Genomic DNA, 26,066 nt, shown 5'->3' with positions numbered 1-26,066 from the left:
AGATAAATACGATGATCAAACAACGTACATTAAAACGTATCGTTCAGGCGACGGGCGTCGGTTTGCATACCGGCAAGAAAGTCACCCTGACTCTGCGTCCTGCACCGGCAAATACCGGGGTCATCTATCGTCGCACTGACTTGAATCCACCGGTTGATTTCCCGGCAGATGCAAAATCCGTGCGTGATACCATGCTCTGTACTTGCCTGGTTAATGAGCATGACGTACGCATTTCTACGGTTGAACACCTTAATGCGGCATTAGCGGGCCTGGGCATTGATAACATTGTTATCGAAGTCGATGCGCCTGAAGTGCCGATTATGGACGGTAGCGCCGCGCCTTTCGTCTATCTGTTGATGGACGCTGGGATCGAAGAACTGAACAGCGCGAAGAAATTTCTGCGCATCAAAGAAACTGTGCGTGTTGAAGACGGTGATAAGTGGGCGGAGTTCAAACCATTCAATGGTTTCTCTCTGGACTTCACTATCGACTTTAATCACCCGGCGATTGATTCCAGTTCACAGCGTTACAAAATGAACTTCTCCGCAGAAGCATTTGTTCGCCAAATCAGCCGCGCACGTACTTTTGGTTTTATGCGTGATATCGAGTACCTGCAGTCACGTGGTTTGTGCCTGGGTGGCAGCTTTGATTGCGCGATTGTTGTGGATGATTACCGTGTGCTTAACGAAGATGGCCTGCGTTTTGAAGATGAATTCGTTCGTCACAAAATGCTTGATGCTATCGGTGACCTGTTCATGTGTGGGCATAACATCATTGGTGCGTTTACCGCATTCAAGTCTGGCCATGCGTTGAACAACAAGTTATTGCAAGCGGTATTGGCTAAGCAGGAAGCCTGGGAATTAGTAACCTTCCAGGATGAAGCTGAAATGCCTCTGGCTTTTAAAGCACCTTCCACAGTATTGGCGTAATCGGTACTGATATCATTACTTATTACGACTGGTTGTTTTGGCACCCTCTCCGGCCAATTCAGCCAGTCGTTCTAATGCCTTTCTGAGTTTTTCCGGGCTACGGCTCGCCAGTCCCCGTAATTCTTCCGCACTCTGCGCACTCAAATGTCTGACCGGCATCGATTCAGATGCGATCGCTTTATTTTTAACCGCAATCTGCGACGCATTTTCCATTTTCGCCATGAGCGAAGGATTAATCCTGATGTCGATTGACGACAATGATGGTAGAATTTGCGCTCGAAGTGCAGAGAGTAATGCGGGTTGTTCATAGCGTAAGCGCATCATCCAGCTGGCATTAGCTATCTCAAGTACTAAAACTCCCTGTCGATAATTACCGACACGACACCATGGTTGCATGGGCGCCGGTAACAGACCTTTCACTGCGCGGTTAAGTTTTAATAACGCCGCAGCACGCTGTTGAACAATACGCAGCGGGCTTTGCTCTGTGGAAGAGGCATCATCGAACAGGATATCTAATAATTGTGGGCGGCTATCGCGCATGATGGGCTCCGGCGGATTGTAAACTTGTGATTGGTATTCTAAATCGTTGGCGACAATTTGGCAGAAGGTATTTTTGGCCGCATCTCCTGTTGGGGATGGTAGCGGCGAGCCTTGGCGTGTCAACGAACCTCTCGCAAACGGAACTGCCTGCGGTTCCCAATACGTCCTCAAGTCTAAACCGACTTAACATCGGCAGTACAGGGCTGAGTAACCTCGCGTTGCTCCAGGCAAATCGCCGCCCGTCTTTCGGTGTGGATTACTGGCAGCAGCATGCACTGCGCACGGTCATCCGTCATCTTTCTTTTGCGCTGGCACCGCAGGTGGTTTACACCGCGGCTCAACCTGAAATTGTCGCACAGCAAGCAGAACCTCTTCACGTACAGCAACTTGCGCTGCTGGTGACCCTGAATGCATTACTGACGCATGAGTCCAAACCGCCTGTTATCATCCGTCACACGCAACAACCTTTCCTGAATTTCTCTTCATCGCATCAAACCGGACTGTGGTTAGCACAGGTGCAAGGCATTCGTGCCGGCCCGGCCTTCCTGATTTAACAGACTGTAAGTTTAAACTCTATCTATAAATCAATAAATTAGTGGCTGCATTTAATGGCCTCCAAGAGATATTAAGCATCATGTTAATCAAATTATTGACCAAAGTTTTTGGTAGCCGTAACGATCGTACACTGCGCCGTATGCGTAAAGTTGTGGACCTTATCGGCCGCATGGAACCTGAAATTCAAAAGCTGACCGACGAACAACTGCGAGCTAAAACCGATGAGTTCCGTGAGCGTCTGGCGAAAGGCGAAGTCCTGGAGACTCTGATCCCGGAAGCCTTTGCGGTGGTTCGCGAATCCAGTAAGCGTGTCTTCGGTATGCGTCATTTTGACGTCCAGTTACTCGGCGGTATGGTGCTGAATGAGCGCTGCATCGCGGAAATGCGTACCGGTGAAGGTAAAACGCTGACCGCAACGCTGCCGGCTTACCTGAACGCACTGAGCGGTAAAGGCGTTCACGTTGTGACCGTCAACGACTACTTAGCCCAGCGTGACGCCGAAAATAACCGTCCATTGTTTGAGTTCCTCGGTCTGAGCATCGGTATTAACCTGCCAGGCATGCCTTCTCCGGCTAAACGCGCTGCTTACGCTGCCGACATCACTTACGGTACAAATAACGAATACGGCTTTGACTACCTGCGCGACAACATGGCTTTCAGCCCTGAAGAACGCGTTCAGCGCAAACTGCACTACGCGCTGGTGGATGAGGTTGACTCGATCCTGATCGATGAAGCACGTACTCCGCTGATCATTTCCGGTCCGGCAGAAGACAGCTCAGAGATGTACACCCGCGTGGACAAACTGATCCCTAAACTGATCCGTCAGGAAAAAGAAGATTCCGACACCTTCCAGGGTGAAGGCCACTTCTCCGTGGATGAGAAAGCACGTCAGGTTCATCTGACCGAACGCGGTCTGGTTCTGATCGAAGAGATGCTGGTTGAGGCAGGCATTATGGAAGAGGGGGAATCTCTGTATTCCCCGACCAACATTATGCTGATGCACCACGTCACCGCTGCACTGCGCGCGCACGTGCTGTTCACCCGAGATGTCGATTACATCGTGAAAGACGGTGAAGTTATCATCGTTGACGAACACACAGGTCGTACCATGCAGGGTCGTCGCTGGTCTGATGGTTTGCACCAGGCAGTGGAAGCGAAAGAAGGCGTTGATATTCAAAACGAAAACCAGACGCTGGCTTCTATCACTTTCCAGAACTACTTCCGTCTGTATGAAAAACTGGCCGGTATGACCGGTACTGCGGATACTGAAGCGTTCGAATTCAGCTCCATTTACAAACTGGATACCATCGTTGTGCCAACGAACCGCCCTATGGTGCGTAAAGACATGGCCGACCTGGTGTACATGACCGAAATGGAAAAAATTGGCGCGATTATCGAAGATATCCGTCAGTGTACTGCCAAAGGCCAGCCGGTTCTGGTGGGTACCATTTCGATTGAGAAATCCGAAGTCGTTTCTAATGAACTGACTAAAGCGGGTATTGCGCACAGCGTACTGAACGCCAAGTTCCACGCTAAAGAAGCAGATATCGTCGCCCAGGCTGGTCAGCCAGGCGCAGTAACCATCGCAACCAACATGGCCGGTCGTGGTACCGATATCGTGCTGGGCGGCAGCTGGCAGGTTGAAGTTGAAAACCTCGGTGAAGAAGCAACCGACGAGAAAATCGCAGAAATCAAAGCAGCCTGGCAGATTCGCCACGATGCGGTTCTGGCTTCCGGCGGTTTGCACATTATCGGTACTGAGCGTCATGAATCACGCCGTATTGATAACCAGCTTCGCGGCCGTGCAGGCCGTCAGGGTGACGCCGGTTCATCACGCTTCTATCTGTCTATGGAAGATGCCCTGATGCGTATCTTTGCGTCTGATCGTGTGTCGAGCATGATGCGTAAATTGGGTATGAAACCGGGCGAAGCGATTGAGCACCCTTGGGTGACCAAAGCGATTGCCAATGCTCAGCGTAAAGTTGAAAGCCGTAACTTTGATATTCGTAAGCAATTGCTGGAATACGATGATGTCGCCAGCGATCAGCGTCGTGCGATCTACAGCCAGCGTAACGAATTACTGGACGTGTCTGATGTCAGTGAAACCATCGCCAGCATCCGTGAGGACGTGTTCAAAGCAACTATCGACAGCTACATTCCGCCGCAGTCTCTGGAAGAAATGTGGGATGTTCAGGGTCTTCAGGATCGCCTGAAACAAGATTTCGAGCTGGAAATGCCGATTGCAGAATGGCTGGATAAAGAGCCTGAATTGCATGAAGAAACCCTGCGCGAACGTATTATGGAAATCGCGAAAGAATCTTACGCCCGTAAAGAAGAAGTGGTTGGCGCAGAAATGATGCGTAACTTCGAGAAAGGCGTGATGCTACAAACGCTTGATTCCCTATGGAAAGAGCATCTGGCCGCGATGGACTACTTGCGTCAGGGCATCCATTTACGGGGTTATGCGCAGAAAGATCCTAAGCAGGAATACAAACGCGAATCCTTTGCTATGTTTGCCGCCATGCTGGAATCACTGAAATACGAAGTGGTCAGCGTGCTGAGCAAAGTTCAGGTTCGTATGCCTGAAGAAATCGAAGCAATGGAAATTCAGCGCCGCGAAGAAGCCGAACATCTGGCCCGTCAGCAGCAGCTGAGCCATCAGGATCAGCAAGAAATTGAAGTGGCTGAAGCTGCACGTCTTGCCGCATCTGGCGAGCGTAAAGTCGGCCGTAACGATCTCTGCCCATGTGGTTCCGGTAAGAAATACAAACAATGCCATGGCCGCCTGCAAAAGTAAGATCTCAGGCTAAGTCATCGTGTTAATCTTAAAGGCGGCTAATCACCGCCTTTATTTTTGTGTAAAAATCCTTATATAAGACAGTCATTATAGTCAGTCAATAGGTGGAAAAGTGACGCTTAAACAGCTGAATATCGCAGCCGGTATTATCCGGAATTCTGGTAAAGAAATCTTTATTACTCAACGTGATGCGTCTTCACACATGGCGGGGTTCTGGGAATTTCCGGGCGGTAAAATAGAAGCGGGTGAAACGCCTGAGCAGGCTGTCATTCGTGAGTTGCAGGAAGAAGTGGGCATTGAAGCGAAAGCACCTGTTTTGCTGAAAACGCTTGAACACAGATTTCCGGATCGCATTATCATGCTTTACTTCTTTCTGGTTGAAGAGTGGCAGGGCGAGCCATATGGAAAAGAAGGGCAACCAAAGCGCTGGGTTAAGCAGTCAGATCTGAAAGCGGAAGAATTTCCTCCCGCCAACGAAGCTGTCGTAAGCGCCTTAAAAAACAACGAATTCTGATTTTCTGAGCATCAGGGCGCCCACAAAAAAGGGGCCACGCCCCTTTTTAACATTTGCTAAATGCGACATCTTACAGATGTCAGTGTGAAATCTCTTCTTCGCTCCAGTCATCCAGATCATTCACATCCCCTTTGCTCGGAATGCGTTTCTCTTCGTCAGCCCACTCACCGAGATCGATAAGCTGGCAGCGCTTGGAACAAAAAGGACGGTAAGGGCTTTCTTCGCCCCAGACCACCGTCTTGTTACACGTCGGGCAATTTACTTCAATAATTTCAGGATCCATTTGCAACTCCTAGCAGCAGGCAAGTTCAAAATTCAGTCGTGCCGGAACCACGCCATGCTCGCTGTCTAACGGTAAGAAGCGGATGGCATAACGGGTTTTGTGCCCGGAAACTTGCGGATAAAGCAGGTTTTCCAACGAGAGGCGCAAGCGTAACAGATCTGCACCTTCTGCGTTATCTTGGAAAAAACCATTCAGGCTGATTTGATTACGAAAAGCGCCGGACTGGCGAATTAAACCCAGCACCATCGTGAGTGAGTTGTTGAGTGGCGCCAGTGTTTCAAGCCAGTTCTGGACTTCGCTGTCGCGCTGAGATTGAGCCAGATGAAGCCAGATATGCAGCGTCGGCAAATCAAAACTACAGCAACCACCGGGAATACTCTGACGCTGACGAACCAAAGCAATCAGACGATCTTCTTTCAGCGCCTGACCGATTCGCGGTGCTTTCATCAATACGGAAGCGCACTGTTTCAGTTCGGCACGCAATCCGTCAATTCGCGACGCATCTACCCCAGGAACATCCTGCCATTGGGATAATTTCTGTTGCTGGCGTTCCAGTTCTTTCAGCAAATCGGTGCGGACTTCTCCGCGCTCCAGCACGTCCAGTAAATCAGACGCGGTGCGGAAGAACAGAAGGGCTGAAGCCGCAGCAGTAATTTGTGCATTCGCGTGCATCTGCTGTAGCAGGAATTCGATACGCAACCAAGTACGCATTTTTTCATTCAGAGGATGTTCAAAAAGAACGGTTGCAGCTACATCAGTCATGCTTGGCAATATCCTGTCTGTTTTCGCCCGCTGCCAGTTTCAGATAGCAGCGATGTAATTGGGCAACACGCGGTTCGATCGTTTGAGGATCTCCGCTGTTATCAATAATGTCATCCGCGCAGGCCAGGCGTTTTTCACGGCTCACCTGCGCGGCAATAATACTTTCAGCCTGATGGCGGTCAATGCCGTCGCGCAACATGGTGCGGGAAAGCTGAATTTGTGGCTCGACGTCCACCACCAGAACGCGATCAGCCTGCGTTTGCAATCCGTTTTCAATCAGTAACGGCACTACCCAAAGCACGTAAGGCGTATCGGCTTGCGCAATAAGGTGCTGTGTCCGGGCGTGAATAATAGGGTGTAATAATTTATTAACCCATTCTTTTTCAAGCGGATTACTAAAAATACGTTCCCGTAACGCCGGGCGATTCAGTGAGCCATCGTCAAGAATGATACTTTTGCCAAATCGTTTGCCCAGCTCTTCCAGAGCCTGTTCACCCGGAACTACAACCTGACGGGCAATAATATCTGCATCGACAATGCTTACGCCATGACGGCTGAAGCTTTCGGCAACGGTACTTTTGCCGCTTCCGATACCTCCGGTCAATGCAACGATATAGCTCATACTGGCGCTCTGATAAAATTAGTTAGGTAAATGATAAAGAGATTATGAGTAAGTGCAAGCCAAGGTCGTCTTGGTTTTTGATGCGAAAAATTATTCGCCAACGCAATCAAAAGTCTGTGATGTCTGTTGTAAAAGCATCCTTGCCGTTGTCATTTTCCTGTGTATGATAAAACCACTGGAAAGGGTGTCTAAAATTTGTTGTACGCCCTAGCGATCCGTCGCCAAACCAGGACAAAGCCGTCATGCGTATTGAAGAAGATTTGAAGTTAGGTTTTAAAGACGTACTCATCCGCCCTAAACGTTCTACCCTCAAAAGCCGCTCCGAAGTTGAACTTGAGCGCACGTTCACATTCAAACACTCCGGTATCAGTTGGTCAGGCACGCCGATTATTGCTGCCAATATGGACACTGTGGGTACTTTCCGCATGGCGACGGTACTGGCGTCTTTTGGTTTGCTGACGGCGGTGCATAAGCATTACAGCGTTGAGCAATGGCAGGCTTTCATCACCTCCGCTGAAGAGTCAGTTTTAAGAAATGTGATGGTGTCGACTGGCACGTCGGAAGCTGATTTTGTTAAAACACTGCAAATCCTCGCGCTTTCTCCGCTGCTGAAATTTGTCTGCCTTGACGTGGCTAACGGCTATTCCGAACACTTCGTCGGTTTTCTGCAACGCGTTCGTCAGGCCTGCCCGGACAAAGTCATTTGCGCCGGTAATGTGGTCACAGGCGAAATGGTTGAAGAGTTAATTCTTTCTGGCGCAGATATCGTTAAAGTCGGTATCGGCCCGGGTTCTGTGTGTACCACGCGTGTGAAAACCGGTGTTGGCTATCCGCAACTTTCTGCCGTTATCGAATGTGCGGATGCTGCTCACGGGCTGGGCGGACAAATCGTCAGTGATGGCGGTTGTGCCGTTCCCGGGGATGTGGCGAAAGCTTTCGGCGGCGGCGCAGACTTCGTGATGCTTGGCGGTATGCTGGCAGCACACGAAGAATGTGAAGGTACTGTCGTTGAAGAAAATGGTGAAAAATTCATGCTCTTCTACGGTATGAGTTCAGAATCGGCAATGAAACGCCACGTTGGCGGTGTCGCCGAATATCGCGCTGCGGAAGGCAAAACTGTAAAACTGCCTTTGCGCGGACCGGTCGAAAATACCGTTCGTGACGTTCTTGGCGGCCTGCGTTCTGCCTGTACCTATGTCGGCGCTGAACGTCTCAAAGAACTTACCAAACGTACTACCTTTATTCGTGTCGCAGAGCAGGAAAACCGCCTGTTCGGCAGCAAATAAATCGGTAAAATTATCCGCGGCGAAATACGCTTTCGCCGCAATTATTTTCCCCGTGCCATCGTCATCCCATCACCGAACCCAGCTGAAAAATGGGCAAGTACATCGCAATCACTAATCCTCCAACAATCACGCCCATCACTGCCATCAGTACTGGCTCAATCGTTTGAGATAACGTATCCGCCAGCGAATTTGCCTTGTTGTTATGCAACTGCGCCAGCTTAAGTAACAGCTCATCGAGCGTTCCTGATTCCTCACCGATTTTTATCAACTGCTGACATAACGCAGGAAACAGCGGTGACCCCTGAAACGCTTTATGTAATGGCGTCCTGCATAATTTTTTCGCGAATCACGTCGAGAGCTGTCTGGAAATGTAAGTTTGACACAGATGCCGACGCGGCAGTCAGCCCGGAAATCAGTGTCATTCCGGCGCGTTGTGTCATCGCCAGCGTTTGAAAAACCTGACTGAGGCAACTATCAGTGACCAGCCGTGAAGTCAGTGGCAATCGCAAAAGCAGCTTTTGTTCGCGCAACTTCCAGCGAATGTGCGGATGCAACTTTTGCTGATAGCCAAAACAACAACACGAGACAATACCGGTCAGCCATGGCCCTGAGCTGACCAGCACGTCGGAAACACCGATCAGCATACGGGTAAACCAGGGTAACTGCGCATCAAAGGTGGCATAGATTTTCGCAAACTCCGGCAGAACCAGCGTCAGCATTAACAGTGTGACGAAGGTAGCGATGACGCTGACAATCAGCGGATAGCGCAGCGCCTTTTTCACTTTCGCTTTCAGTTCCGCCTGTTGTTCCTGTTGCGCCGCCAGTTGCAAACAGCATTGGTCTAACTGACCGGTCAGCTCGCCGATAGAAACGAGTTGCCGGTAAATCGGCGGGAAAACGTCAGGGTAAGCACTCAGCATAGCCGATAACGGTTTGCCTTCCCTGACGCCTTTCGCCACGTTATGCAAAACACAGTGCCAGGCGGGTTTCGGATGTTCGTTTGCCAGCAGCGTCAGGCTGCTGACCAGCGGCAATCCGGCCTGTAGCAGTGTAGCGAGTTGCCTGACAACGGAAATACGCTCCTGATTTTTCCAATAACCGGATGTCAGGCGCCGGATCATTGTGATCTTCAGTGGTTGTAAACCCGCAACAAAAAGTTGCTGATAAATGCTGTCTTTGGTTATCTCAATGGCATCGCCTTGCTGGATGTTTCCCTGAGTATCAATAGCCTGCCAGTGAAAAAGCCGCCATTTTGGAGCGATCACTGGCGTTTCACTCATGCGCAATGACCTTCTCCGGTCACCCGATAAAGCTCTTCAAGTGAGGTGATACCTTGTTCAACCAGCAACATTCCCGCTTCCTGTAATGTCTTTTGCCCCTGTTCACGGGCGATTTTACTCAGCTCGCTGACACTGGCATCGGCCACCAGTGCCTGCTGGAGCCGGGGAGTGATGTTCAGTATTTCGTAAATCCCCATCCTGCCGTAATAGCCGGAAAAGCATTGATTGCAGCCCGCTGCCCGCCACATTGGCGCGGGCCCGCTGTTGCCGTCCGGCCCGTTTACGACCAGGGACAGATGTGGCTTCCGGCAGTGCGGGCACAGTTTTCGCACCAACCTTTGGGCAATGACCAGACGCAAACTGGCTGCGATATGGAAACCTTCAATGCCCATCTGCCGCAGACGGGTCAGTGTTTCACACGTTGAGTTGGTATGCAGCGTGGAAAGCACCAGATGGCCAGTCTGTGCGGCTTTAACGGCGATCTCAGCCGTTTCTCTATCACGAATTTCGCCGACCATGATCACATCCGGATCCTGTCGCAACAATGCACGCAGAACGCTGGCAAAACTCAGATCCGTCTTGCTGTTGATCTGCGTTTGATTGATGCCACTGACCGGGATTTCAACCGGATCTTCAACGCTGCTGATATTGCGTGAGATGGCGTTGAGATGGCGCAATCCGCTGTAAAGTGTCACCGTTTTGCCGCTGCCTGTCGGCCCTGTCACGAGGATCAGCCCCTGCGGATGCTTGAGCGCGGCTTTAAAGTATTCCAAATCGCGCAGCGTGAAGCCTAACTGAGACATCGCCAGATCCTGCTGGGTCATGTGCAGGATCCTCAGAACGATTTTTTCACCATGCAGGGTAGGCAGGGAAGAGACGCGCATGGAATAACGCTGATTTTGCAGCATGACGGAAAGCTGGCCGTCCTGCGGCAAGCGACGCTCGGCGACGTTAAGTTGCCCCATGATTTTCAGCCGCGCGCAAACACCCGCTGCCATCGAAAATTCAGGACCGGGGATTTCCTGCAACACGCCGTCAATTCTCACCCGTACGCGGAAACTGTTTTCGTAGGGTTCAAAATGGATATCCGACGCCCTGCGGCTGATTGCCTGCCGCAGAATCTGGTTGAGGACGTTCACCACCGGTGCATCGCTTTGGTCATTCAGCGCATTATCTTCAGGGGTTCCTGATGACGGGGATTGCTCCCCGGTGGCGGATTCCTGCTTCACATTCGCCGGGCTCTTTTCCTTGTGTTGTTCCATTCTGGCCTGCGGCCAGCGTTCCACCTGAACTTTCAATCCGCTGGCAAAGCGCAGCACGTTACTCAGCGTTTCTGTCTCAGCTTCCGCTTCATGACAGGCAACGCGGATCGTCTGTTTATCGCGATGCACAATGATGGCTTTGTAACGCTGACAAAGGGCGTCCAGCGAGGCATCGCTGTGCTGCCTTTGGCTATCTGTTGGTGAAACAGGATTGAGCGGGATATCGGTCATTTTACGGCTCCCGTGGTATCAAAACGGAAAACGCTTTCGCAGGCTTCTACCATTGCGGCATTGCCGGTGCTGGTGCAGGTGCGGTTCCAGATAATGCCGCCGGTCTGAGCATCTACAGAGGGGGTCATGACGACGCTTAGCCCGTTGAGTGCCTGCTGGCCGGTCAGTGAAATCACGCCTGCAGTGACCTGCGTTTTACTGACATAACGGCTGGTGGCGACTGCCGGAATACCTTCGTTGCCTGCATTGCAGCTGCTTAATGAGCCGGTATCAATGACGCACAGCTCGACACCGGTTTTATACGGCACCATGGTTTGCAGCATGTCGGTCATTGCGGCTTTCTGGATGTAACTTTGGTAAGCGGGAATACCAATGGCGCTCAGAATCGCAATTATTGCGATCACGACCATCAGTTCAATGAGGGTAAATCCTTGTTGCCGTTGCATGGCGTTCTCCATTTGTGAGGCTGCTGGGTTGTTGCTCGGCAGCAAACTAAATGGGGGAGAAAATTTCTGCCAGTGCCTTTGGTGAGTTTTCCAGGATGCCTTCCACGGTCTTTACCGGAGACGACAAACGCGTCAAAACTTTTGCGGCACGTCTCGCAGCAATGAAAGACAAATGAAAAAGAGGCTGGCGGTCAGAAGTGTTGAGTGGGAGGGTAGTGCGGCAAGATGAAATAGACCGAAGGGAAGTCGTGTTGCCCCTGAAATGGAATTCAGGGGCAACAGCGCAGAATGCTCAGCTAAAACGCATTGAGAGATCCATTGCGCGGACATGCTTGGTCAGGGCACCCACGGAGATGTAATCCACACCCGTTTCGGCAAATTCACGCAGCGTTTTCTCTGTGACGTTGCCGGAGACTTCTAGCAGCGCACGGCCAGCGGTCAGGGCAACACCTTCACGCATCATCGGAACGGTGAAGTTATCGAGCATGATAATGTCAGCGCCGGCATCAAGCGCCTGCTGAAGTTCGTCGAGTGATTCCACTTCCACTTCGACAGGAACATCCGCGTGGATCCACAATGCGCGTTCAACGGCAGCTTTAATCGAGCCACAGGCAATAATGTGGTTTTCTTTAATAAGAAATGCATCGGCCAGGCCGAGACGATGGTTGCTTCCGCCACCGCACAGGACGGCATATTTCAGCGCTGTACGCAGCCCCGGCAAGGTTTTGCGCGTGTCCAGCAACCGGGTTTTGGTGCCTTCGAGGATTTTCACGTAGTGATTTACTTCGGTAGCCACGCCCGAGAGTGTCTGGACGAAATTCAGTGCGGTGCGTTCGCCGGTTAGCAGCATACGCGCAGAGCCGGTCAGCTCACATAATCTCTGATTTTCAGAAACAACATCGCCGTCTTTGACGTGCCATTTTACAGAAACTTTATCACCGGCCAGTTGGTGGAAGACTTCATCCAGCCAGCGTTGTCCGCAAAAAATACCGGCTTCGCGGGTGATGATCGTCGCGCTCGCATCTTTATCCTGCGGCAGAAGCTGTGCGGTTAAGTCGTTGTTAGCGTTGGCCTCGCCCCCGAGGTCTTCGCCAAGCGCCTGAGTCACAATGGCGGGAATATCATGCTGAATACGTTCGAGTAACTGTGCGCGGCGACTTTCAGGGCTGTAGCTGCGTGTAGACATACAAATACTCCGAAATGGCGGATAAGAAGGACAAAAAAACATGCTACCCTGTTGCTGTGATAAGTACCACACAAGCACATCATTGAGGCCTTTGATGCACTTAGAACATGGCTGGATTGCCGGAGCCCGGCAGGTCGTTTCCCCTCATTTTGATCTCCGTCCTGACGACGAGATCCCTTCTTTGCTGGTCGTCCATAACATCAGCCTGCCACCCGGAAAGTTTGGTGGCCCTTACATTGATCAATTATTTACCGGTACGCTGGATCCGCAGGATGATCCTTACTTTGAAGGGATCCACCAGCTGCGCGTAGCGGCACATTGTCTGATCCGACGAAATGGCGAGATTGTTCAATATGTTCCGTTTGATAAACGCGCGTGGCATGCCGGTGTTTCCAGCTGGCGCGGGCGTGAGCGCTGCAATGATTTTTCGATTGGTATTGAGCTGGAAGGCACCGATTTTGTGCCCTTTACGCAGGCGCAGTATCGCAGCCTTGCTGACGTTACCGGCTTGTTAATTAAGCACTATCCGATTAGTCTGGACGCCATTACCGGGCACAGCGATATTGCGCCGGGGCGTAAAACAGATCCCGGCCCTGAGTTCGACTGGGCATTATATCGCAAGCTGTTGGCATCGCCGGTAGGGCAAAATGAGTCTTCTGACCAGTGAGTGAAAAGGCCGCCGGTTTTTTTGTTTTAAGAATATGTAGAGAGAGTGATAGTCGATGACGTTATTTACTTTGCTGCTGGTGCTGGCTTGGGAGCGGTTGTTCAAACTGGGTGAACACTGGCAGCTGGATCATCGGTTTGAGTTTATTTTCCGTCGCGGGCGGCAGACTTCCTTAGTCAAAACGCTGGCGATTACGATTGTCTGGATGGCGATTATCTGGGCCATTTTGCGTGCCCTGCACGGGTTATTCTTTGGCGTGCCTTCCCTCGTTATCTGGGTGATTTTATGTCTGCTGTGTATCGGCGCAGGCATCAAACGCAAACATTACCGCGCCTATTTGAAATCTGCCCGTCAGGGAGATGCGGACGCCTGTAAAGAGATGGCGGAGGAGCTGGCGCTGATCCACGGTTTGCCGAGTGATTGCACGGAAGAAGCCCGTTTGCGAGAACTGCAAAACGCACTCTTGTGGATAAACTACCGTTATTATCTCGGACCGTTGTTCTGGTTTGTGGTCTGCGGGCCTTTTGGGCCTGTTGCATTAGGCGGATATGCCGTTCTCCGGGGTTATCAGACATGGCTGGCGCGGCACATGACGCCGCTTAAACGTTCGCAGTCCGGCGTCGACAGCCTGTTGCATGTTCTTGACTGGATCCCTGTTCGTCTGGCCGGTGTGGCTTATGCCCTGCTCGGGCATGGTGAGAAAGCGTTACCGGCATGGTTTGCCTCGCTCGGCGATATTCATTCCTCGCAGTATCAGGTGCTGACACGGCTGGCGCAGTTCTCACTGGCGCGTGATCCGCATACCGATCCTGTACAAACTCCCCGTGCTGCGGTAAGTCTGGCACGTAAAGTGACGATGATTATTCTGGTGGTCGTTGCACTGCTGACGATTTACGGCACGCTGATTTAACGAAAATTCTATTCTCCAGGTCGAATTAAAAAGCCCGGTACATTTTCATGTCCGGGCTTTTGGCTTTTTATCCGCGCTGCTTTTGTAAGGTCAGCGGGCGGTTATCGGCGGCGGGTTCGCCGAAATCTGGCATCCCGTTTTCATCCCAGCGGAAGGTTTTGATACGCGTATGCCGGTTCGGGTCGTACAGCGGATCGCCTTCAATTTCCGTGTAGTTTCGTGCGTGATACACCAGCACATCTTCGCCCTGTTCGTTGCGGGTAAAGCTGTTGTGGCCGGGACCGAACTGTTTGTTCTGCGCCTGAGTGCTGAATACCGGATGCTGAGATTTATGCCAGTTAGCCGTGTCCATCAGATTGCTGTTGAGATCTGCCCAAAGCAGGCCAATGCAGTAATTTTCATCTGTGGCGCTGGCGGAATAAGTAATGAAAATTTTATCGCCATGTGTAATCACGGCGGGACCTTCGTTGACCCAGAAACCGATAATTTCCCAGCCCAGCTCCGGTTTGCTGAGCATGACGGGAGGTGATTTCAGTGTCCACGGATTTTCCATTTCAGCCAGATATAAGTTGGAATTTCCGCGAATTTCCGGGTCTTTCTGTGCCCACAGATAATAGCTTTTTCCCAGATGCTCAAAGTGCGTGGCATCAAGTGAGAAGCTGTCGATCGGGGTCTGAATGCGGCCTTTCTCCTGCCATTTGCCTGTGAGAGGATCTGCCTCTTCACACACCAGCGCATACATCCTGTGCTGGAACAATCCGTCCACAATCTCCTGTGATGGCGCAGCGGCGAAATAAATAACCCATTTACCGTCGATGAAATGCAGTTCCGGCGCCCATATAAGCGCGCTCATCGGGCCGGTTTCAGGCTTATGCCAGACAACCGTGGCTGGCGCATCGGCAAGTCCGGTCAGTGTTGACGAGCGGCGGATCTCCAGTCGGTCATATTCCGGAACCGAGGCAATAAAGTAATACTGGCCATCGCGGTGCTGCCAGATATGAGGATCCGCGCGTTGTTCAATCAGCGGATTCGGGTAATTACTCATGTTTCAGCTCCTTGCTGTGAAGGGGGACAGAGGCAAGTTCTTGCGCCTGCTTTTCATCATGATATTCATTGAGTTCGCGATAGTTGCGACGGCGAATTTCCAGGTCAGCCTGAATTGTCCGCATGGTTTCGCGATCCACTTTCAGCAGGCGTACAACCCCTGCCGTAATGAGATAACCGACGCCGGGAATGACGGTAAACAGCAGAACAATCCCGTTGATTGCGTGATCACTTTGCTGCGTGGCTCCGGCATTGTAGCCATAAGCAGAGAGGAGGAAGCCGACCATCGCACCGGCGACTGCCAGTCCGCATTTGAGGAAGAACAGATTACCGGAGAAGCTTATGCCGGTGACGCGTTTACCGGTTTTCCATTCGCCGTAATCATCCACATCGGCCATCAGTGACCAGTGCAGCGGGGAAGGGAGCTGATGCATGATGTTCAGGATGAAGTACGCCACCAGAATCAGTGTTGTTGCATGCGGATCAAGGAAATAGAAGCCGCAGGAGAAAATGGTCAGGATGATGTTGGCCCAGAAGAAGACTTTCAGTTTGCAGTATTTGTCCGTCAGCGGTTTCGCCAGCGCGCTGCCAATCATCATGCCGACTACGCCGAGACTGATAAACATACTGGCGAATGACGTCGATTTCTCCATCACCCAGGTGACGTAATACATGGTGGCCGCCATGCGGATAAAGCCCGGACACACGTTACAGAAAGTCAGCAGCAGAATGCGAACCCACTGGTCATTTTTCCACACGTCTTTCAGGTCAGATTTTAAGGCGTGTTTGGACGGTACGGCAGGCTGGATGCGTTCTTTCACAGAACTGAAGCAGAACAGGAACATAAATAGCGCGATGATCGCCATCACGCCCATCGACATCTGGTAGCCCTTAGCTTTGTCCGCGCCCCCGAAGAAATCGGCCATGGGCAAAAGGGTTGAAGACAAAATTAGCGTCGCGATACCGACCATAAAGAAGCGGTAAGACTGGCAGGCGACGCGTTCGTGCGGGTCGGCGGTAATCACGCCGCCCAATGAACAGTACGGAATATTGATGGCGGTATAAGTCAGCGACATCAGGAAATAGGTGATGAAAGCATAGATAACTTTGCTGTTGTAGCTCCATTCCGGTGTGGTAAACATCAGCACACTGAACAGAACGTAGGGCACCGATATCCATAATAAATACGGACGGAACCGGCCCCAGCGGGTGGTGGTGCGGTCAGCAATCGCTCCCATTATCGGGTCAGTGACGGCGTCGATAATACGCACCGACAACAGCAATACGCCGACCAGCGCCGGGGCAAGGCCGAAAACATCGGTATAAAAATAATTGAGAAACAGCATGATGGCGCCGCCAATCATATTGCAGCCCGCATCTCCCATTCCGTACGCTACTTTTTCTTTGAACGACAGCGCGCCTTCCTTCATGGATGTTCTCCGGCTATTGGTTAAAAAGGTCAGTTGTTAAAAAACTGTTTGATAGCGTTGAGTATTGGCTGGAGAAGCGAAGAGGAGTCAGGAGGTAAGAGTCGTGAAGATGGACGATTTGGTCATCTGGGAAAAAGTGTGACCTGTATAACAAGACGCCCCGGTAAGTGACTTAGCCGGGGCGTCTGAGGATTTTAAATTATTACGATTGCTTAAGCGTTTACGGATTTCCCGCTTTGCTGATTCTTGATCCAGTAACCCACGGCCAGAACCACCAGCCAGACAGGGATCAGCCATACGGAGATAGCCATGCCAGGGGTGATCGCCATAATGACCAGAATCGCGGCCATAAACAGCAGACAGATGTAGTTACCGGCCGGGTACAGCAGCGCTTTGAACTTAGGTTCCACGCCTTCACGACGCTTCGCCTGACGGAATTTGATGTGCGCCAGGCTGATCATCGCCCAGTTGATGACGAGTGCAGAAACCACCAGCGCCATCAGCAAACCAAAGGCTTCGGCTGGCATCAGATAGTTGATCAGAACGCACAGTGCCGTAGTGACCGCAGAAACGAGGATGGAAGCCACAGGCACACCACGTTTGTCGACTTTCATCAGGGCTTTAGGGGCATTGCCTTGCTGTGCCAGACCAAACAACATGCGGCTGTTACAGTAAACGCAGCTGTTGTAGACCGAAAGTGCGGCTGTCAGGATCACCACGTTCAGGGCATTCGCAACCAGCGCATCACCCAGTTCATGGAAAATAAGGACAAACGGGCTGGTGTCCGGCCCGACGCGGGTCCACGGCATCAGGGAAAGCAGTACTGCCAGTGAGCCCACATAGAAAATCAGGATGCGGTAGATAACCTGATTGGTCGCTTTAGGAATGCTGACTTCAGGATTATCGGCTTCTGCTGCAGTAATCCCCACCAGCTCAAGGCCGCCGAAGGAGAACATGATGATCGCCATCATCATTACCAGCCCGGTCATACCATGCGGCAGGAATCCGCCTTGTTCCCACAGGTTACGTACGGTCGCCTGCGGACCGGCAGTGTCGCTGAACAGCAACCAGCCGCCGAACAGGATCATCGCCACAACCGCAACCACCTTGATGATTGCAAACCAGAATTCCATCTCACCGAAGACTTTAACATTGGTGAGGTTGATGGCGTTGATCAGTACGAAGAAGGCCGCAGCAGAAACCCAGGTAGGGATTTCCGGCCACCAGAATTGGATGTATTTACCGACCGCTGTCAGTTCTGCCATCGCCACCAGCACGTACAGCACCCAGTAGTTCCAGCCGGATGCAAACCCGGCAAATCCGCCCCAGTATTTATAGGCAAAATGGCTGAATGACCCGGCAACCGGCTCTTCAACGACCATCTCGCCTAACTGGCGCATAATTAAAAACGCAATAAAACCAGCGATTGCGTAGCCGAGAATAATCCCAGGGCCCGCAGACTGGATGACGGAGGCGCTGCCCAGAAACAGACCTGTCCCGACAGCCCCACCCAGCGCGATCAACTGAATATGCCGGTTTTTCAGGCCGCGCTTCAGCTCATCGCCTTGTTGTTGATCAACCATTTACCTGTCCTCTGTCATTGGGGCAAAACCCATAACATTCTGCGTGTTAGAAAGAATGTAAGGCGATAATTACACTTTTTGTATTTAATTATTTACGGCTGGATTGTGCCTAAAAAGCAGCATCATCTACCGTTCGGGCAAGAATAGTGGTATGCGCAAAAGTTTGCACGGGGTTTATGCTCCGTCTGCATAACAAATAGCCAAATTGACTGGAAATTTGTTCAGGATCTAAAAAATGTGATCTGACGCAGAGAAAAATCGAGAAATGATAAGAATTTGTTAAATTGTGCGAGGGCGACGCATTTACTGGGTCACCATATGGACACAAGGTGAATACTTTGTTACTTTACGGCCACGTTTTTTAAATTGGTATTACCAATTGACTCCGGCAACTTACAGAGTCGCTACTCGCAGAGAACAACACATATTATGGCTTACAGCAAAATCAGACAGCCTAAGTTATCCGATGTGATCGAGCAGCAACTTGAGTTCCTGATCCTCGAAGGCACCTTGAGACCCGGGGAAAAGCTTCCGCCAGAGCGCGAACTGGCCAAACAGTTTGATGTTTCGCGACCTTCTCTGCGAGAGGCTATCCAAAGCCTGGAAGGGAAGGGACTGCTCCTGCGCCGCCAGGGTGGTGGTACTTTCGTCCAAAGTAATCTGTGGCAAAGCGTGAGTGACCCGCTGGCTGAGTTACTGGCCGACCATCCTGAATCACAATTCGATCTCCTTGAAACACGCCATGCCCTTGAAGGGATTGCTGCGTATTACGCAGCGCTTCGTGGCACAGAAGAAGATTTGCAGCGCATTCGCGATTGTCATGTGGTCATTCAGACCGCACAAGACAGCGGAGACCTGGACGCAGAAGCCGACGCGGTGATGCAGTATCAGGTTGCTGTAACAGAAGCAGCGCATAATGTTGTGCTGTTGCATCTGGTTCGTTGTATGGGGCCGATGCTTGAGAAGAACGTTCGACAGAACTTTGAATTGCTTTACTCACGCCGGGAAATGCTGGCGACGGTAAGCAACCACCGCGCCAGTATTTTCGAGGCGATTGTTGCACGGGAACCAGAAATAGCACGTGCCGCATCTCACCGTCACCTGGCGTTCATTGAAGAAGTTTTGCTGGATCTCAGCAGGGAACACACCCGGCGGGATCGGTCTTTACGACGGCTCCAGCAACGAAAAGATGAAAGTTAACCTTCGGGGTTAATTTTGAGAGCCTTCATTTGAGGGCTCACGGCAACTACATGACGGGCCTGTCTTCGTGCGTTTTGTTCCGTATGAAGAGCTTTTTAAGCAAGAGCGCAGGAAGACAGGCTCCAGATAAACCAACGTATAAGATACAGATAAGGAAAAGCACCATGTCAGAACGTGTAAATAATGACGTGGATCCGATCGAAACTCGCGACTGGCTACAAGCGATCGAATCGGTCATCCGTGAAGAAGGTGTTGAACGTGCGCAGTTCCTGATCGATCAGGTTCTGAGTGAAGCGCGCAAGGGCGGCGTTAGCGTCGCTGCTGGTGCAGCCAGCCGTAACTACGTCAATACCATCGCTGTTGAAGACGAACCGCAATACCCGGGTAACCTGGAGCTGGAACGTAATATTCGTACCGCAATCCGCTGGAACGCCATCATGACCGTTCTGCGCGCTTCCAAGAAAGACCTGGAACTGGGCGGCCACATGGCTTCCTTCCAGTCTTCTGCGACCGTGTACGAAGTGTGTTTCAACCACTTCTTCCGCGCACGCAACGAGAACGACGGCGGCGATCTGGTGTACTTCCAGGGCCACATCTCTCCTGGTGTGTACGCGCGTGCTTTCCTTGAAGGCCGCCTGACCGAAGACCAGATGAATAATTTCCGTCAGGAAGTTCACGGAAAAGGTCTGTCTTCTTATCCGCACCCTAAACTGATGCCTGAATTCTGGCAGTTCCCGACCGTATCCATGGGTCTGGGTCCGATCGGTGCAATCTATCAGGCTAAATTCCTGAAGTACCTGGAACACCGCGGTCTGAAAGACACCTCCGCACAGCGCGTTTACGCGTTCCTGGGCGACGGTGAAATGGACGAGCCAGAATCCAAAGGTGCGATCACCATCGCGACCCGTGAGAAACTGGACAATCTGTGCTTCATCATCAACTGTAACCTGCAGCGCCTTGACGGCCCTGTCACCGGTAACGGCAAAATCATCAACGAACTGGACGGCATCTTTACAGGCGCTGGCTGGAACGTGATCAAAGTCATCTGGGGCAACCGCTGGGATGAACTGCTGCGTAAAGACACCAGCGGCAAACTGATCCAGCTGATGAACGAAACCGTGGATGGCGACTACCAGACCTTCAAGTCCCGTGACGGCAAATACGTTCGTGAGCACTTCTTCGGCAAATACCCTGAAACCGCTGCGCTGGTCAAAGACATGACCGACGACGAAATCTGGGCGCTGAACCGTGGTGGTCATGATCCGAAGAAAGTCTTCGCTGCACTGAATAAAGCACAGAACACCAAAGGCCAGCCTACCGTAATCCTTGCGCATACCATTAAAGGTTATGGCATGGGTGATGCGGCCGAAGGTAAAAACATTGCTCACCAGGTGAAGAAAATGAACATGGATGGCGTTCGCTATATCCGTGATCGTTTCAGCGTGCCGGTAACAGATGAAAATCTGGAAAAACTGCCGTACATCACTCTGGAAAAAGACTCTGCAGAATACAAATATCTGCATGAGCGTCGTGCTGCGCTGAAAGGCTACCTGCCGACTCGTCTGCCAAAATTCACTCAGAAGCTGGAAATGCCGAAACTGGAAGACTTCTCACAGCTGCTCGAAGAGCAGAAGAAAGAAATCTCTACCACTATCGCTTTCGTCCGTGCCCTGAACGTGATGCTGAAAAACGACTCCATTAAAGACCGTCTGGTTCCGATCATCGCCGACGAAGCGCGTACATTCGGTATGGAAGGTCTGTTCCGTCAGATTGGTATTTACAGCCCGAACGGCCAGCAATACACCCCGCAGGACCGTGAGCAGGTTGCATACTATAAAGAAGACGAGAAAGGTCAGATCCTGCAGGAAGGTATCAACGAACTGGGCGCCGCTTCTTCATGGCTTGCCGCAGCGACTTCTTACAGCACCAACGATCTGCCAATGATCCCGTTCTACATCTACTACTCCATGTTCGGTTTCCAGCGTATCGGCGACCTGTGCTGGGCAGCGGGTGACCAGCAGGCGCGTGGCTTCCTGATCGGCGGTACTTCAGGTCGTACTACCCTGAACGGCGAAGGTCTGCAGCACGAAGATGGCCACAGCCACATTCAGTCTCTGACTATCCCTAACTGCATTTCTTACGACCCGTCTTACGCTTACGAAGTCGCTGTCATCATGCATGACGGTCTGGTTCGTATGTACGGCGACGCGCAGGAAAACGTCTACTACTACATCACCACGCTGAACGAAAACTACCACATGCCAGCTATGCCGGAAGGCGCGGAAGAAGGCATCCGTAAGGGTATCTACAAGTTAGACACTCTGGAAGGCAGCAAAGGTAAAGTACAGCTTCTGGGCTCCGGTTCTATCCTGCGTCACGTTCGTGAAGCGGCTGAAATCCTGTCCAAAGACTACGGCGTAGGCTCTGACGTTTACAGCGTAACTTCCTTCACCGAACTGGCCCGTGACGGTCAGGACTGTGAGCGCTGGAACATGCTGCACCCGACCGAAACGCCACGCGTTCCGTACATCGCTCAGGTGATGACCGACGCGCCAGCGGTTGCGTCTACCGACTACATGAAACTGTTTGCTGAACAGGTTCGTACTTACGTTCCGGCCAGCGATTATCGCGTTCTGGGTACGGATGGCTTCGGTCGTTCAGACAGCCGCGAAAACCTGCGTCACCACTTCGAAGTGGATGCTTCCTACGTTGTGGTTGCTGCGCTGGGTGAATTGGCTAAACGCGGCGAAATCGAAACTTCTGTAGTGGCTGAAGCCATTAAGAAATTCGATATCAATCCAGAAAAAGTTAACCCGCGTCTGGCATAAGAGGTAAAGACAGATGGCTATTGAAATTAACGTACCGGACATCGGTGCAGATGCAGTGGAAGTCACCGAAATCATGGTGAAGGTGGGCGATAAAGTCGAAGTTGAACAATCGCTGATCACCGTTGAAGGCGATAAAGCTTCTATGGAAGTGCCTTCTCCACAAGCAGGCGTGGTCAAAGAAATTAAAGTTGCGGTCGGCGATACCGTCGAAACCGGCAAACTGATCATGATCTTCGAAGCCGCTGACGGTGCTGCTGATGCAGCACCTGCGAAACAGGAAGCGAAAGCAGAAGACAAACCTGCTGCCGCCGCACCTGCTTCCAGCGAAAGCAAAGAAGTGAACGTGCCAGATATCGGTGGCGACGAAGTAGAAGTCACCGAGATCATGGTCAAAGTGGGCGACACCGTGTCAGCTGAACAATCGCTGATCACCGTAGAAGGCGACAAAGCTTCTATGGAAGTCCCTGCTCCGTTCGCGGGCAAAGTCAAAGAAATCAAAATCGCTGCGGGCGACAAAGTCAGCACCGGTTCTCTGATCATGGTCTTCGAAGTTGCAGGCTCCGGTGCATCAGCACCGGCAGCGGCAGAAGCCAAATCAGACGCGGCTCCGGCTGCTGCTGCACAAACCGGCAGTAAAGAAGTGAACGTGCCTGATATCGGCGGAGACGAAGTTGAAGTCACTGAAATCATGGTAAAAGTCGGCGACAAAATCAGTGCGGAACAGTCACTGATCACCGTTGAAGGCGACAAAGCTTCAATGGAAGTCCCGGCTCCGTTCGCGGGTACCGTGAAAGAAATCAAAATCGCTGCGGGCGACAAAGTCAGCACCGGCTCTCTGATCATGGTCTTCGAAGTTGAAGGCGCTGCGCCTGCTGCTCCGGCGGCTAAGAAAGAAGAAGCGGCTGCTCCTGCAAAACAGGAACAGAAAGCGGCGGCTCCGGCAGCAGCTAAAGCTGAAAGCAAAGGCGAATTTGCTGAGAACGACGCTTACGTTCACGCCACGCCGGTTATCCGCCGCCTGGCCCGTGAATTCGGCGTTAATCTGGCGAAAGTGAAAGGGACAGGCCGTAAAGGTCGCATCCTGCGCGAAGACGTTCAGACTTACGTGAAAGACGCGGTCAAACGCGCTGAAGCCGCTCCGGCTGCTGCCACTGGCGGCGGTATTCCGGGCATGCTGCCTTGGCCGAAAGTGGACTTCAGCAAGTTCGGCGAAATCGAAGAAGTGGAACTGGGCCGTATCCAGAAAATCTCCGGTGCAAACCTGAGCCGTAACTGGGTGATGATCCCGCACGTTACGCACTTCGACAAAACCGATATCACTGAGCTGGAAGCGTTCCGTAAACAGCAAAATGACGAAGCCGCGAAACGCAAACTGGACGTGAAATTCACGCCAGTGGTCTTCATCATGAAAGCCGTTGCCGCAGCACTTGAGCAGATGCCACGTTTCAACAGTTCACTGTCTGAAGATGGTCAGAAACTGACGCTGAAAAAATACATCAACATCGGTGTGGCGGTAGATACGCCTAACGGCCTGGTTGTTCCGGTCTTCAAAGACGTGAACAAGAAAGGCATCGCCGAGCTGTCCCGTGAACTGATGGCTATCTCCAAGAAAGCCCGTGACGGTAAGCTGACTGCTGGCGAAATGCAGGGCGGTTGCTTCACTATCTCCAGCCTCGGTGGTATCGGGACGACCCACTTCGCGCCAATCGTCAACGCGCCTGAAGTGGCCATCCTCGGTGTCTCCAAGTCTGCGATGGAACCGGTCTGGAACGGTAAAGAGTTCGTACCGCGTCTGATGATGCCAATGTCGCTCTCCTTCGACCACCGTGTGATTGACGGTGCCGATGGTGCGCGTTTCATCACCATCATTAATAACGTGTTGTCTGACATTCGCCGCCTGGTGATGTAAGCGAAAAGCCGGCCAAACGGCCGGCTTTTTTCTGATAATCTCGTCATGCTGTTTGAGATTTTCCGGGGCTAAGCACAAATCGTATGCCGTTTGTTGTTTCAAATTTGTTAACAATTTTGTAAACTGCGGGCGGATAGAACGACCCGGTGGATGATGGGCGTTGCAGCATAAAAATGACGTCTGACCCGCCGGAAATAAATTAAGAGGTCATGATGAGTACTGAAATTAAAACTCAGGTCGTGGTACTTGGGGCGGGCCCTGCAGGCTATTCTGCTGCTTTCCGTTGCGCTGATTTAGGTCTTGAGACCGTTCTGGTTGAACGTTATTCCACCCTGGGTGGCGTGTGCCTGAACGTTGGCTGTATCCCTTCTAAAGCTCTGCTGCACGTTGCTAAAGTTATTTCTGAAGCAAAAGCTCTGGCAGAACACGGTATTGTTTTCGGTGAGCCGAAAACCGATATCGATAAAGTGCGTCTCTGGAAAGAGAAAGTCATCAACCAGCTGACCGGTGGTCTGGCAGGTATGGCGAAAGGCCGTAAAGTCAAAGTCGTTAACGGCTTGGGCAAATTTACCGGTGCAAATACTCTGGTTGTTGAAGGCGAAAATGGTCCAACGACTATCACTTTCGACAATGCCATCATTGCGGCGGGTTCCCGTCCAATCAAACTGCCATTCATTCCTCATGATGACCCGCGCGTATGGGATTCCACCGACGCACTGGAACTGAAAACCGTCCCTGAGCGTCTGCTCGTTATGGGTGGCGGCATCATCGGTCTGGAAATGGGCACCGTTTACCACGCGCTGGGTTCTCAGATTGACGTGGTAGAAATGTTCGATCAGGTTATCCCTGCGGCTGATAAAGATGTGGTGAAAGTCTTCACCAAGAAAATCAGCAAGCAATTCAATCTGATGCTGGAAACCAAAGTGACTGCCGTAGAAGCCAAAGAAGATGGCATTTACGTCACCATGGAAGGCAAAAAAGCGCCAGCCGAACCACAGCGTTATGACGCTGTGCTGGTGGCAATCGGTCGCGTACCTAACGGTAAGCTGCTGGAAGCCGGCGCTGCGGGTATCGAAGTTGACGACCGTGGCTTCATCCACGTCGACAAACAAATGCGTACCAACGTGCCACACATCTTTGCTATCGGCGACATCGTCGGTCAGCCAATGCTGGCGCACAAAGGTGTTCACGAAGGTCACGTGGCAGCCGAAGTTATCTCCGGTAAAAAACACTACTTCGATCCGAAAGTCATTCCGTCAATTGCCTACACTGAGCCAGAAGTTGCCTGGGTTGGCCTGACTGAGAAAGAAGCGAAAGAAAAAGGCATCAGCTACGAAACCGCCACCTTCCCGTGGGCAGCTTCAGGCCGTGCTATCGCTTCCGATTGTGCAGACGGTATGACCAAACTGATCTTCGACAAAGAATCTCACCGTGTTATCGGTGGTGCGATTGTCGGGACTAACGGCGGCGAGTTGCTGGGCGAAATTGGTCTGGCAATCGAAATGGGTTGTGATGCAGAAGATATCGCGCTGACCATCCATGCTCACCCGACTCTGCATGAGTCCGTGGGTCTGGCAGCAGAAATCTACGAAGGCAGCATTACCGACCTGCCAAACCCTAAAGCGAAAAAGAAATAATTCAGCTCTAACGGTTTGAGAACGGCACCGAAAGGTGCCGTTTTTTTATGTCTGAAAAACGGCGCCCGATATTTTGGAAAGCATCTCGCAAAGACTATTTCCGGGGGTGTTTTTTGCGCGTTTTTTGGGTCACTATGCAATCGCTCTGTAGCGCTTAATTGTCCC

Annotated in this window: 21 protein-coding genes and 1 pseudogene; 11 read left to right on the top strand and 11 right to left on the bottom strand. The window is 51.7% G+C overall.

The window, feature by feature from the left end:
- Positions 1 to 11: 11 nt before the first annotated feature.
- A complete protein-coding gene (gene lpxC / locus J8X26_RS01750; protein WP_152325125.1) occupies positions 12 to 929 on the top strand; it encodes a UDP-3-O-acyl-N-acetylglucosamine deacetylase in 918 nt (305 codons plus the stop codon).
- 15 nt (positions 930 to 944) lie between these two features.
- Here the strand turns inward: lpxC and J8X26_RS01745 are convergent, their stop codons facing one another.
- On the bottom strand, positions 945 to 1,469 hold the full coding sequence (locus J8X26_RS01745; RefSeq protein ID WP_152325124.1) for a DUF721 domain-containing protein: 525 nt from the start codon (positions 1,467 to 1,469) through the stop codon (positions 945 to 947).
- A 26-nt stretch (positions 1,470 to 1,495) separates the two neighbouring features.
- Between J8X26_RS01745 and secM the strand changes: the two genes are divergently transcribed.
- The 3 genes from secM to mutT all read left to right on the top strand — a co-directional run bounded on the left by secM (position 1,496) and on the right by mutT (position 5,335).
- Positions 1,496 to 2,023, top strand: a complete 528-nt coding sequence (gene secM / locus J8X26_RS01740) for a secA translation cis-regulator SecM (RefSeq protein WP_152325123.1) — start codon at positions 1,496 to 1,498, stop codon at positions 2,021 to 2,023.
- A gap of 80 nt (positions 2,024 to 2,103) precedes the next feature.
- Complete coding sequence (gene secA, locus J8X26_RS01735) at positions 2,104 to 4,821, top strand: preprotein translocase subunit SecA (protein ID WP_152325122.1); 2,718 nt, start codon at positions 2,104 to 2,106, stop codon at positions 4,819 to 4,821.
- A gap of 112 nt (positions 4,822 to 4,933) precedes the next feature.
- Positions 4,934 to 5,335, top strand: coding sequence for an 8-oxo-dGTP diphosphatase MutT (gene mutT, locus J8X26_RS01730; protein ID WP_208950007.1), 402 nt, complete (start codon positions 4,934 to 4,936; stop codon positions 5,333 to 5,335).
- Positions 5,336 to 5,414: 79 nt separating this feature from the next.
- Here the strand turns inward: mutT and yacG are convergent, their stop codons facing one another.
- Genes yacG through coaE form a run of 3 tightly spaced genes read right to left on the bottom strand, consistent with a single transcriptional unit; the run spans position 5,415 to position 7,002 of the window.
- Positions 5,415 to 5,618 (bottom strand): DNA gyrase inhibitor YacG, encoded by a 204-nt coding sequence (gene yacG / locus J8X26_RS01725; protein ID WP_152325120.1) that lies wholly within the window; start codon positions 5,616 to 5,618, stop codon positions 5,415 to 5,417.
- 9 nt (positions 5,619 to 5,627) lie between these two features.
- Positions 5,628 to 6,380: a cell division protein ZapD gene (zapD, locus tag J8X26_RS01720; protein WP_152325119.1), complete on the bottom strand. Its 753-nt coding sequence runs from the start codon at positions 6,378 to 6,380 to the stop codon at positions 5,628 to 5,630.
- Entirely contained in the window at positions 6,373 to 7,002 is a 630-nt protein-coding gene (gene coaE / locus J8X26_RS01715) for a dephospho-CoA kinase (protein ID WP_208950006.1), read from the bottom strand. The genes zapD and coaE overlap by 8 nt, the downstream gene beginning before the upstream one ends.
- A 242-nt stretch (positions 7,003 to 7,244) precedes the next feature.
- Here coaE and J8X26_RS01710 point away from each other — a divergent pair, with 242 nt between their 5' ends.
- The gene (locus J8X26_RS01710; RefSeq protein ID WP_152325117.1) at positions 7,245 to 8,288 is read left to right on the top strand and encodes a GMP reductase; all 1,044 of its coding nucleotides are present in this window, start codon (positions 7,245 to 7,247) and stop codon (positions 8,286 to 8,288) included.
- A 61-nt stretch (positions 8,289 to 8,349) separates the two neighbouring features.
- Here the strand turns inward: J8X26_RS01710 and hofC are convergent.
- From hofC to nadC, 4 genes and pseudogenes are all read right to left on the bottom strand, one after another.
- Positions 8,350 to 9,568 (bottom strand): annotated as a pseudogene (gene hofC, locus J8X26_RS01705) (protein transport protein HofC).
- Positions 9,565 to 11,061: a type II secretion system protein GspE gene (gene gspE / locus J8X26_RS01700; protein WP_152325115.1), complete on the bottom strand. Its 1,497-nt coding sequence runs from the start codon at positions 11,059 to 11,061 to the stop codon at positions 9,565 to 9,567. Before gspE ends, hofC begins: the two are co-directional and overlap by 4 nt.
- On the bottom strand, positions 11,058 to 11,507 hold the full coding sequence (ppdD, locus tag J8X26_RS01695; protein ID WP_208950005.1) for a prepilin peptidase-dependent pilin: 450 nt from the start codon (positions 11,505 to 11,507) through the stop codon (positions 11,058 to 11,060). The genes gspE and ppdD overlap by 4 nt, the downstream gene beginning before the upstream one ends.
- Before the next feature lie 292 nt (positions 11,508 to 11,799).
- Positions 11,800 to 12,693: a carboxylating nicotinate-nucleotide diphosphorylase gene (nadC, locus tag J8X26_RS01690; protein ID WP_208950004.1), complete on the bottom strand. Its 894-nt coding sequence runs from the start codon at positions 12,691 to 12,693 to the stop codon at positions 11,800 to 11,802.
- A 94-nt stretch (positions 12,694 to 12,787) separates the two neighbouring features.
- On the opposite strand from nadC, the gene ampD reads away from it, so the two are divergent.
- Together ampD and ampE are read left to right on the top strand one after the other, a co-directional pair.
- A complete protein-coding gene (ampD, locus tag J8X26_RS01685) occupies positions 12,788 to 13,360 on the top strand; it encodes a 1,6-anhydro-N-acetylmuramyl-L-alanine amidase AmpD (RefSeq protein WP_152325112.1) in 573 nt (190 codons plus the stop codon).
- A 55-nt stretch (positions 13,361 to 13,415) separates the two neighbouring features.
- Positions 13,416 to 14,270, top strand: coding sequence for a beta-lactamase regulator AmpE (ampE, locus tag J8X26_RS01680; protein WP_208950003.1), 855 nt, complete (start codon positions 13,416 to 13,418; stop codon positions 14,268 to 14,270).
- Between the two features lie 67 nt (positions 14,271 to 14,337).
- Here the strand turns inward: ampE and J8X26_RS01675 are convergent, their stop codons facing one another.
- The 3 genes from J8X26_RS01675 to aroP all read right to left on the bottom strand — a co-directional run bounded on the left by J8X26_RS01675 (position 14,338) and on the right by aroP (position 18,327).
- Positions 14,338 to 15,315 (bottom strand): family 43 glycosylhydrolase, encoded by a 978-nt coding sequence (locus J8X26_RS01675; RefSeq protein WP_208950002.1) that lies wholly within the window; start codon positions 15,313 to 15,315, stop codon positions 14,338 to 14,340.
- Positions 15,308 to 16,744 (bottom strand): MFS transporter, encoded by a 1,437-nt coding sequence (locus J8X26_RS01670; protein ID WP_152325109.1) that lies wholly within the window; start codon positions 16,742 to 16,744, stop codon positions 15,308 to 15,310. Before J8X26_RS01670 ends, J8X26_RS01675 begins: the two co-directional genes overlap by 8 nt.
- A 212-nt stretch (positions 16,745 to 16,956) precedes the next feature.
- Positions 16,957 to 18,327, bottom strand: a complete 1,371-nt coding sequence (aroP, locus tag J8X26_RS01665; protein WP_208950001.1) for an aromatic amino acid transporter AroP — start codon at positions 18,325 to 18,327, stop codon at positions 16,957 to 16,959.
- A 429-nt stretch (positions 18,328 to 18,756) separates the two neighbouring features.
- Here aroP and pdhR point away from each other — a divergent pair, with 429 nt between their 5' ends.
- The 4 genes from pdhR (at position 18,757) to lpdA (ending at position 25,901) form a co-directional block, all read left to right on the top strand.
- Positions 18,757 to 19,527, top strand: a complete 771-nt coding sequence (gene pdhR, locus J8X26_RS01660; RefSeq protein ID WP_013576986.1) for a pyruvate dehydrogenase complex transcriptional repressor PdhR — start codon at positions 18,757 to 18,759, stop codon at positions 19,525 to 19,527.
- A gap of 164 nt (positions 19,528 to 19,691) precedes the next feature.
- Positions 19,692 to 22,355 (top strand): pyruvate dehydrogenase (acetyl-transferring), homodimeric type, encoded by a 2,664-nt coding sequence (gene aceE / locus J8X26_RS01655; protein WP_152325107.1) that lies wholly within the window; start codon positions 19,692 to 19,694, stop codon positions 22,353 to 22,355.
- 13 nt (positions 22,356 to 22,368) lie between these two features.
- Positions 22,369 to 24,264 (top strand): pyruvate dehydrogenase complex dihydrolipoyllysine-residue acetyltransferase, encoded by a 1,896-nt coding sequence (gene aceF, locus J8X26_RS01650; protein WP_208950000.1) that lies wholly within the window; start codon positions 22,369 to 22,371, stop codon positions 24,262 to 24,264.
- Between the two features lie 212 nt (positions 24,265 to 24,476).
- Positions 24,477 to 25,901: a dihydrolipoyl dehydrogenase gene (gene lpdA, locus J8X26_RS01645; RefSeq protein WP_165059027.1), complete on the top strand. Its 1,425-nt coding sequence runs from the start codon at positions 24,477 to 24,479 to the stop codon at positions 25,899 to 25,901.
- Positions 25,902 to 26,066 lie beyond the last annotated feature (165 nt).

Source organism: Rahnella sp. ChDrAdgB13 (assembly GCF_017655185.1).
GTDB classification, from domain to species: domain Bacteria; phylum Pseudomonadota; class Gammaproteobacteria; order Enterobacterales; family Enterobacteriaceae; genus Rahnella; species Rahnella contaminans.
Note: the sequence above shows the minus strand (reverse complement) of the source record. Positions and strands in the feature narration are given on the sequence as shown.

Bases quoted from the DNA above. Each gene is read 5' to 3' on its own strand.
- lpdA (WP_165059027.1), top strand. From the start codon at position 24,477: ATGAGTACTGAAATTAAAACTCAGGTCGTGGTACTTGGGGCGGGCCCT.
- pdhR (WP_013576986.1), top strand. From the start codon at position 18,757: ATGGCTTACAGCAAAATCAGACAGCCTAAGTTATCCGATGTGATCGAG.
- J8X26_RS01670 (WP_152325109.1), bottom strand. From the start codon at position 16,744: ATGAAGGAAGGCGCGCTGTCGTTCAAAGAAAAAGTAGCGTACGGAATG.
- ppdD (WP_208950005.1), bottom strand. From the start codon at position 11,507: ATGCAACGGCAACAAGGATTTACCCTCATTGAACTGATGGTCGTGATC.
- aroP (WP_208950001.1), bottom strand. From the start codon at position 18,327: ATGGTTGATCAACAACAAGGCGATGAGCTGAAGCGCGGCCTGAAAAAC.
- ampE (WP_208950003.1), top strand. From the start codon at position 13,416: ATGACGTTATTTACTTTGCTGCTGGTGCTGGCTTGGGAGCGGTTGTTC.
- J8X26_RS01710 (WP_152325117.1), top strand. From the start codon at position 7,245: ATGCGTATTGAAGAAGATTTGAAGTTAGGTTTTAAAGACGTACTCATC.
- coaE (WP_208950006.1), bottom strand. From the start codon at position 7,002: ATGAGCTATATCGTTGCATTGACCGGAGGTATCGGAAGCGGCAAAAGT.
- gspE (WP_152325115.1), bottom strand. From the start codon at position 11,061: ATGACCGATATCCCGCTCAATCCTGTTTCACCAACAGATAGCCAAAGG.
- yacG (WP_152325120.1), bottom strand. From the start codon at position 5,618: ATGGATCCTGAAATTATTGAAGTAAATTGCCCGACGTGTAACAAGACG.
- aceE (WP_152325107.1), top strand. From the start codon at position 19,692: ATGTCAGAACGTGTAAATAATGACGTGGATCCGATCGAAACTCGCGAC.
- J8X26_RS01745 (WP_152325124.1), bottom strand. From the start codon at position 1,469: ATGCGCGATAGCCGCCCACAATTATTAGATATCCTGTTCGATGATGCC.
- secA (WP_152325122.1), top strand. From the start codon at position 2,104: ATGTTAATCAAATTATTGACCAAAGTTTTTGGTAGCCGTAACGATCGT.
- zapD (WP_152325119.1), bottom strand. From the start codon at position 6,380: ATGACTGATGTAGCTGCAACCGTTCTTTTTGAACATCCTCTGAATGAA.
- ampD (WP_152325112.1), top strand. From the start codon at position 12,788: ATGCACTTAGAACATGGCTGGATTGCCGGAGCCCGGCAGGTCGTTTCC.
- J8X26_RS01675 (WP_208950002.1), bottom strand. From the start codon at position 15,315: ATGAGTAATTACCCGAATCCGCTGATTGAACAACGCGCGGATCCTCAT.
- lpxC (WP_152325125.1), top strand. From the start codon at position 12: ATGATCAAACAACGTACATTAAAACGTATCGTTCAGGCGACGGGCGTC.
- aceF (WP_208950000.1), top strand. From the start codon at position 22,369: ATGGCTATTGAAATTAACGTACCGGACATCGGTGCAGATGCAGTGGAA.
- nadC (WP_208950004.1), bottom strand. From the start codon at position 12,693: ATGTCTACACGCAGCTACAGCCCTGAAAGTCGCCGCGCACAGTTACTC.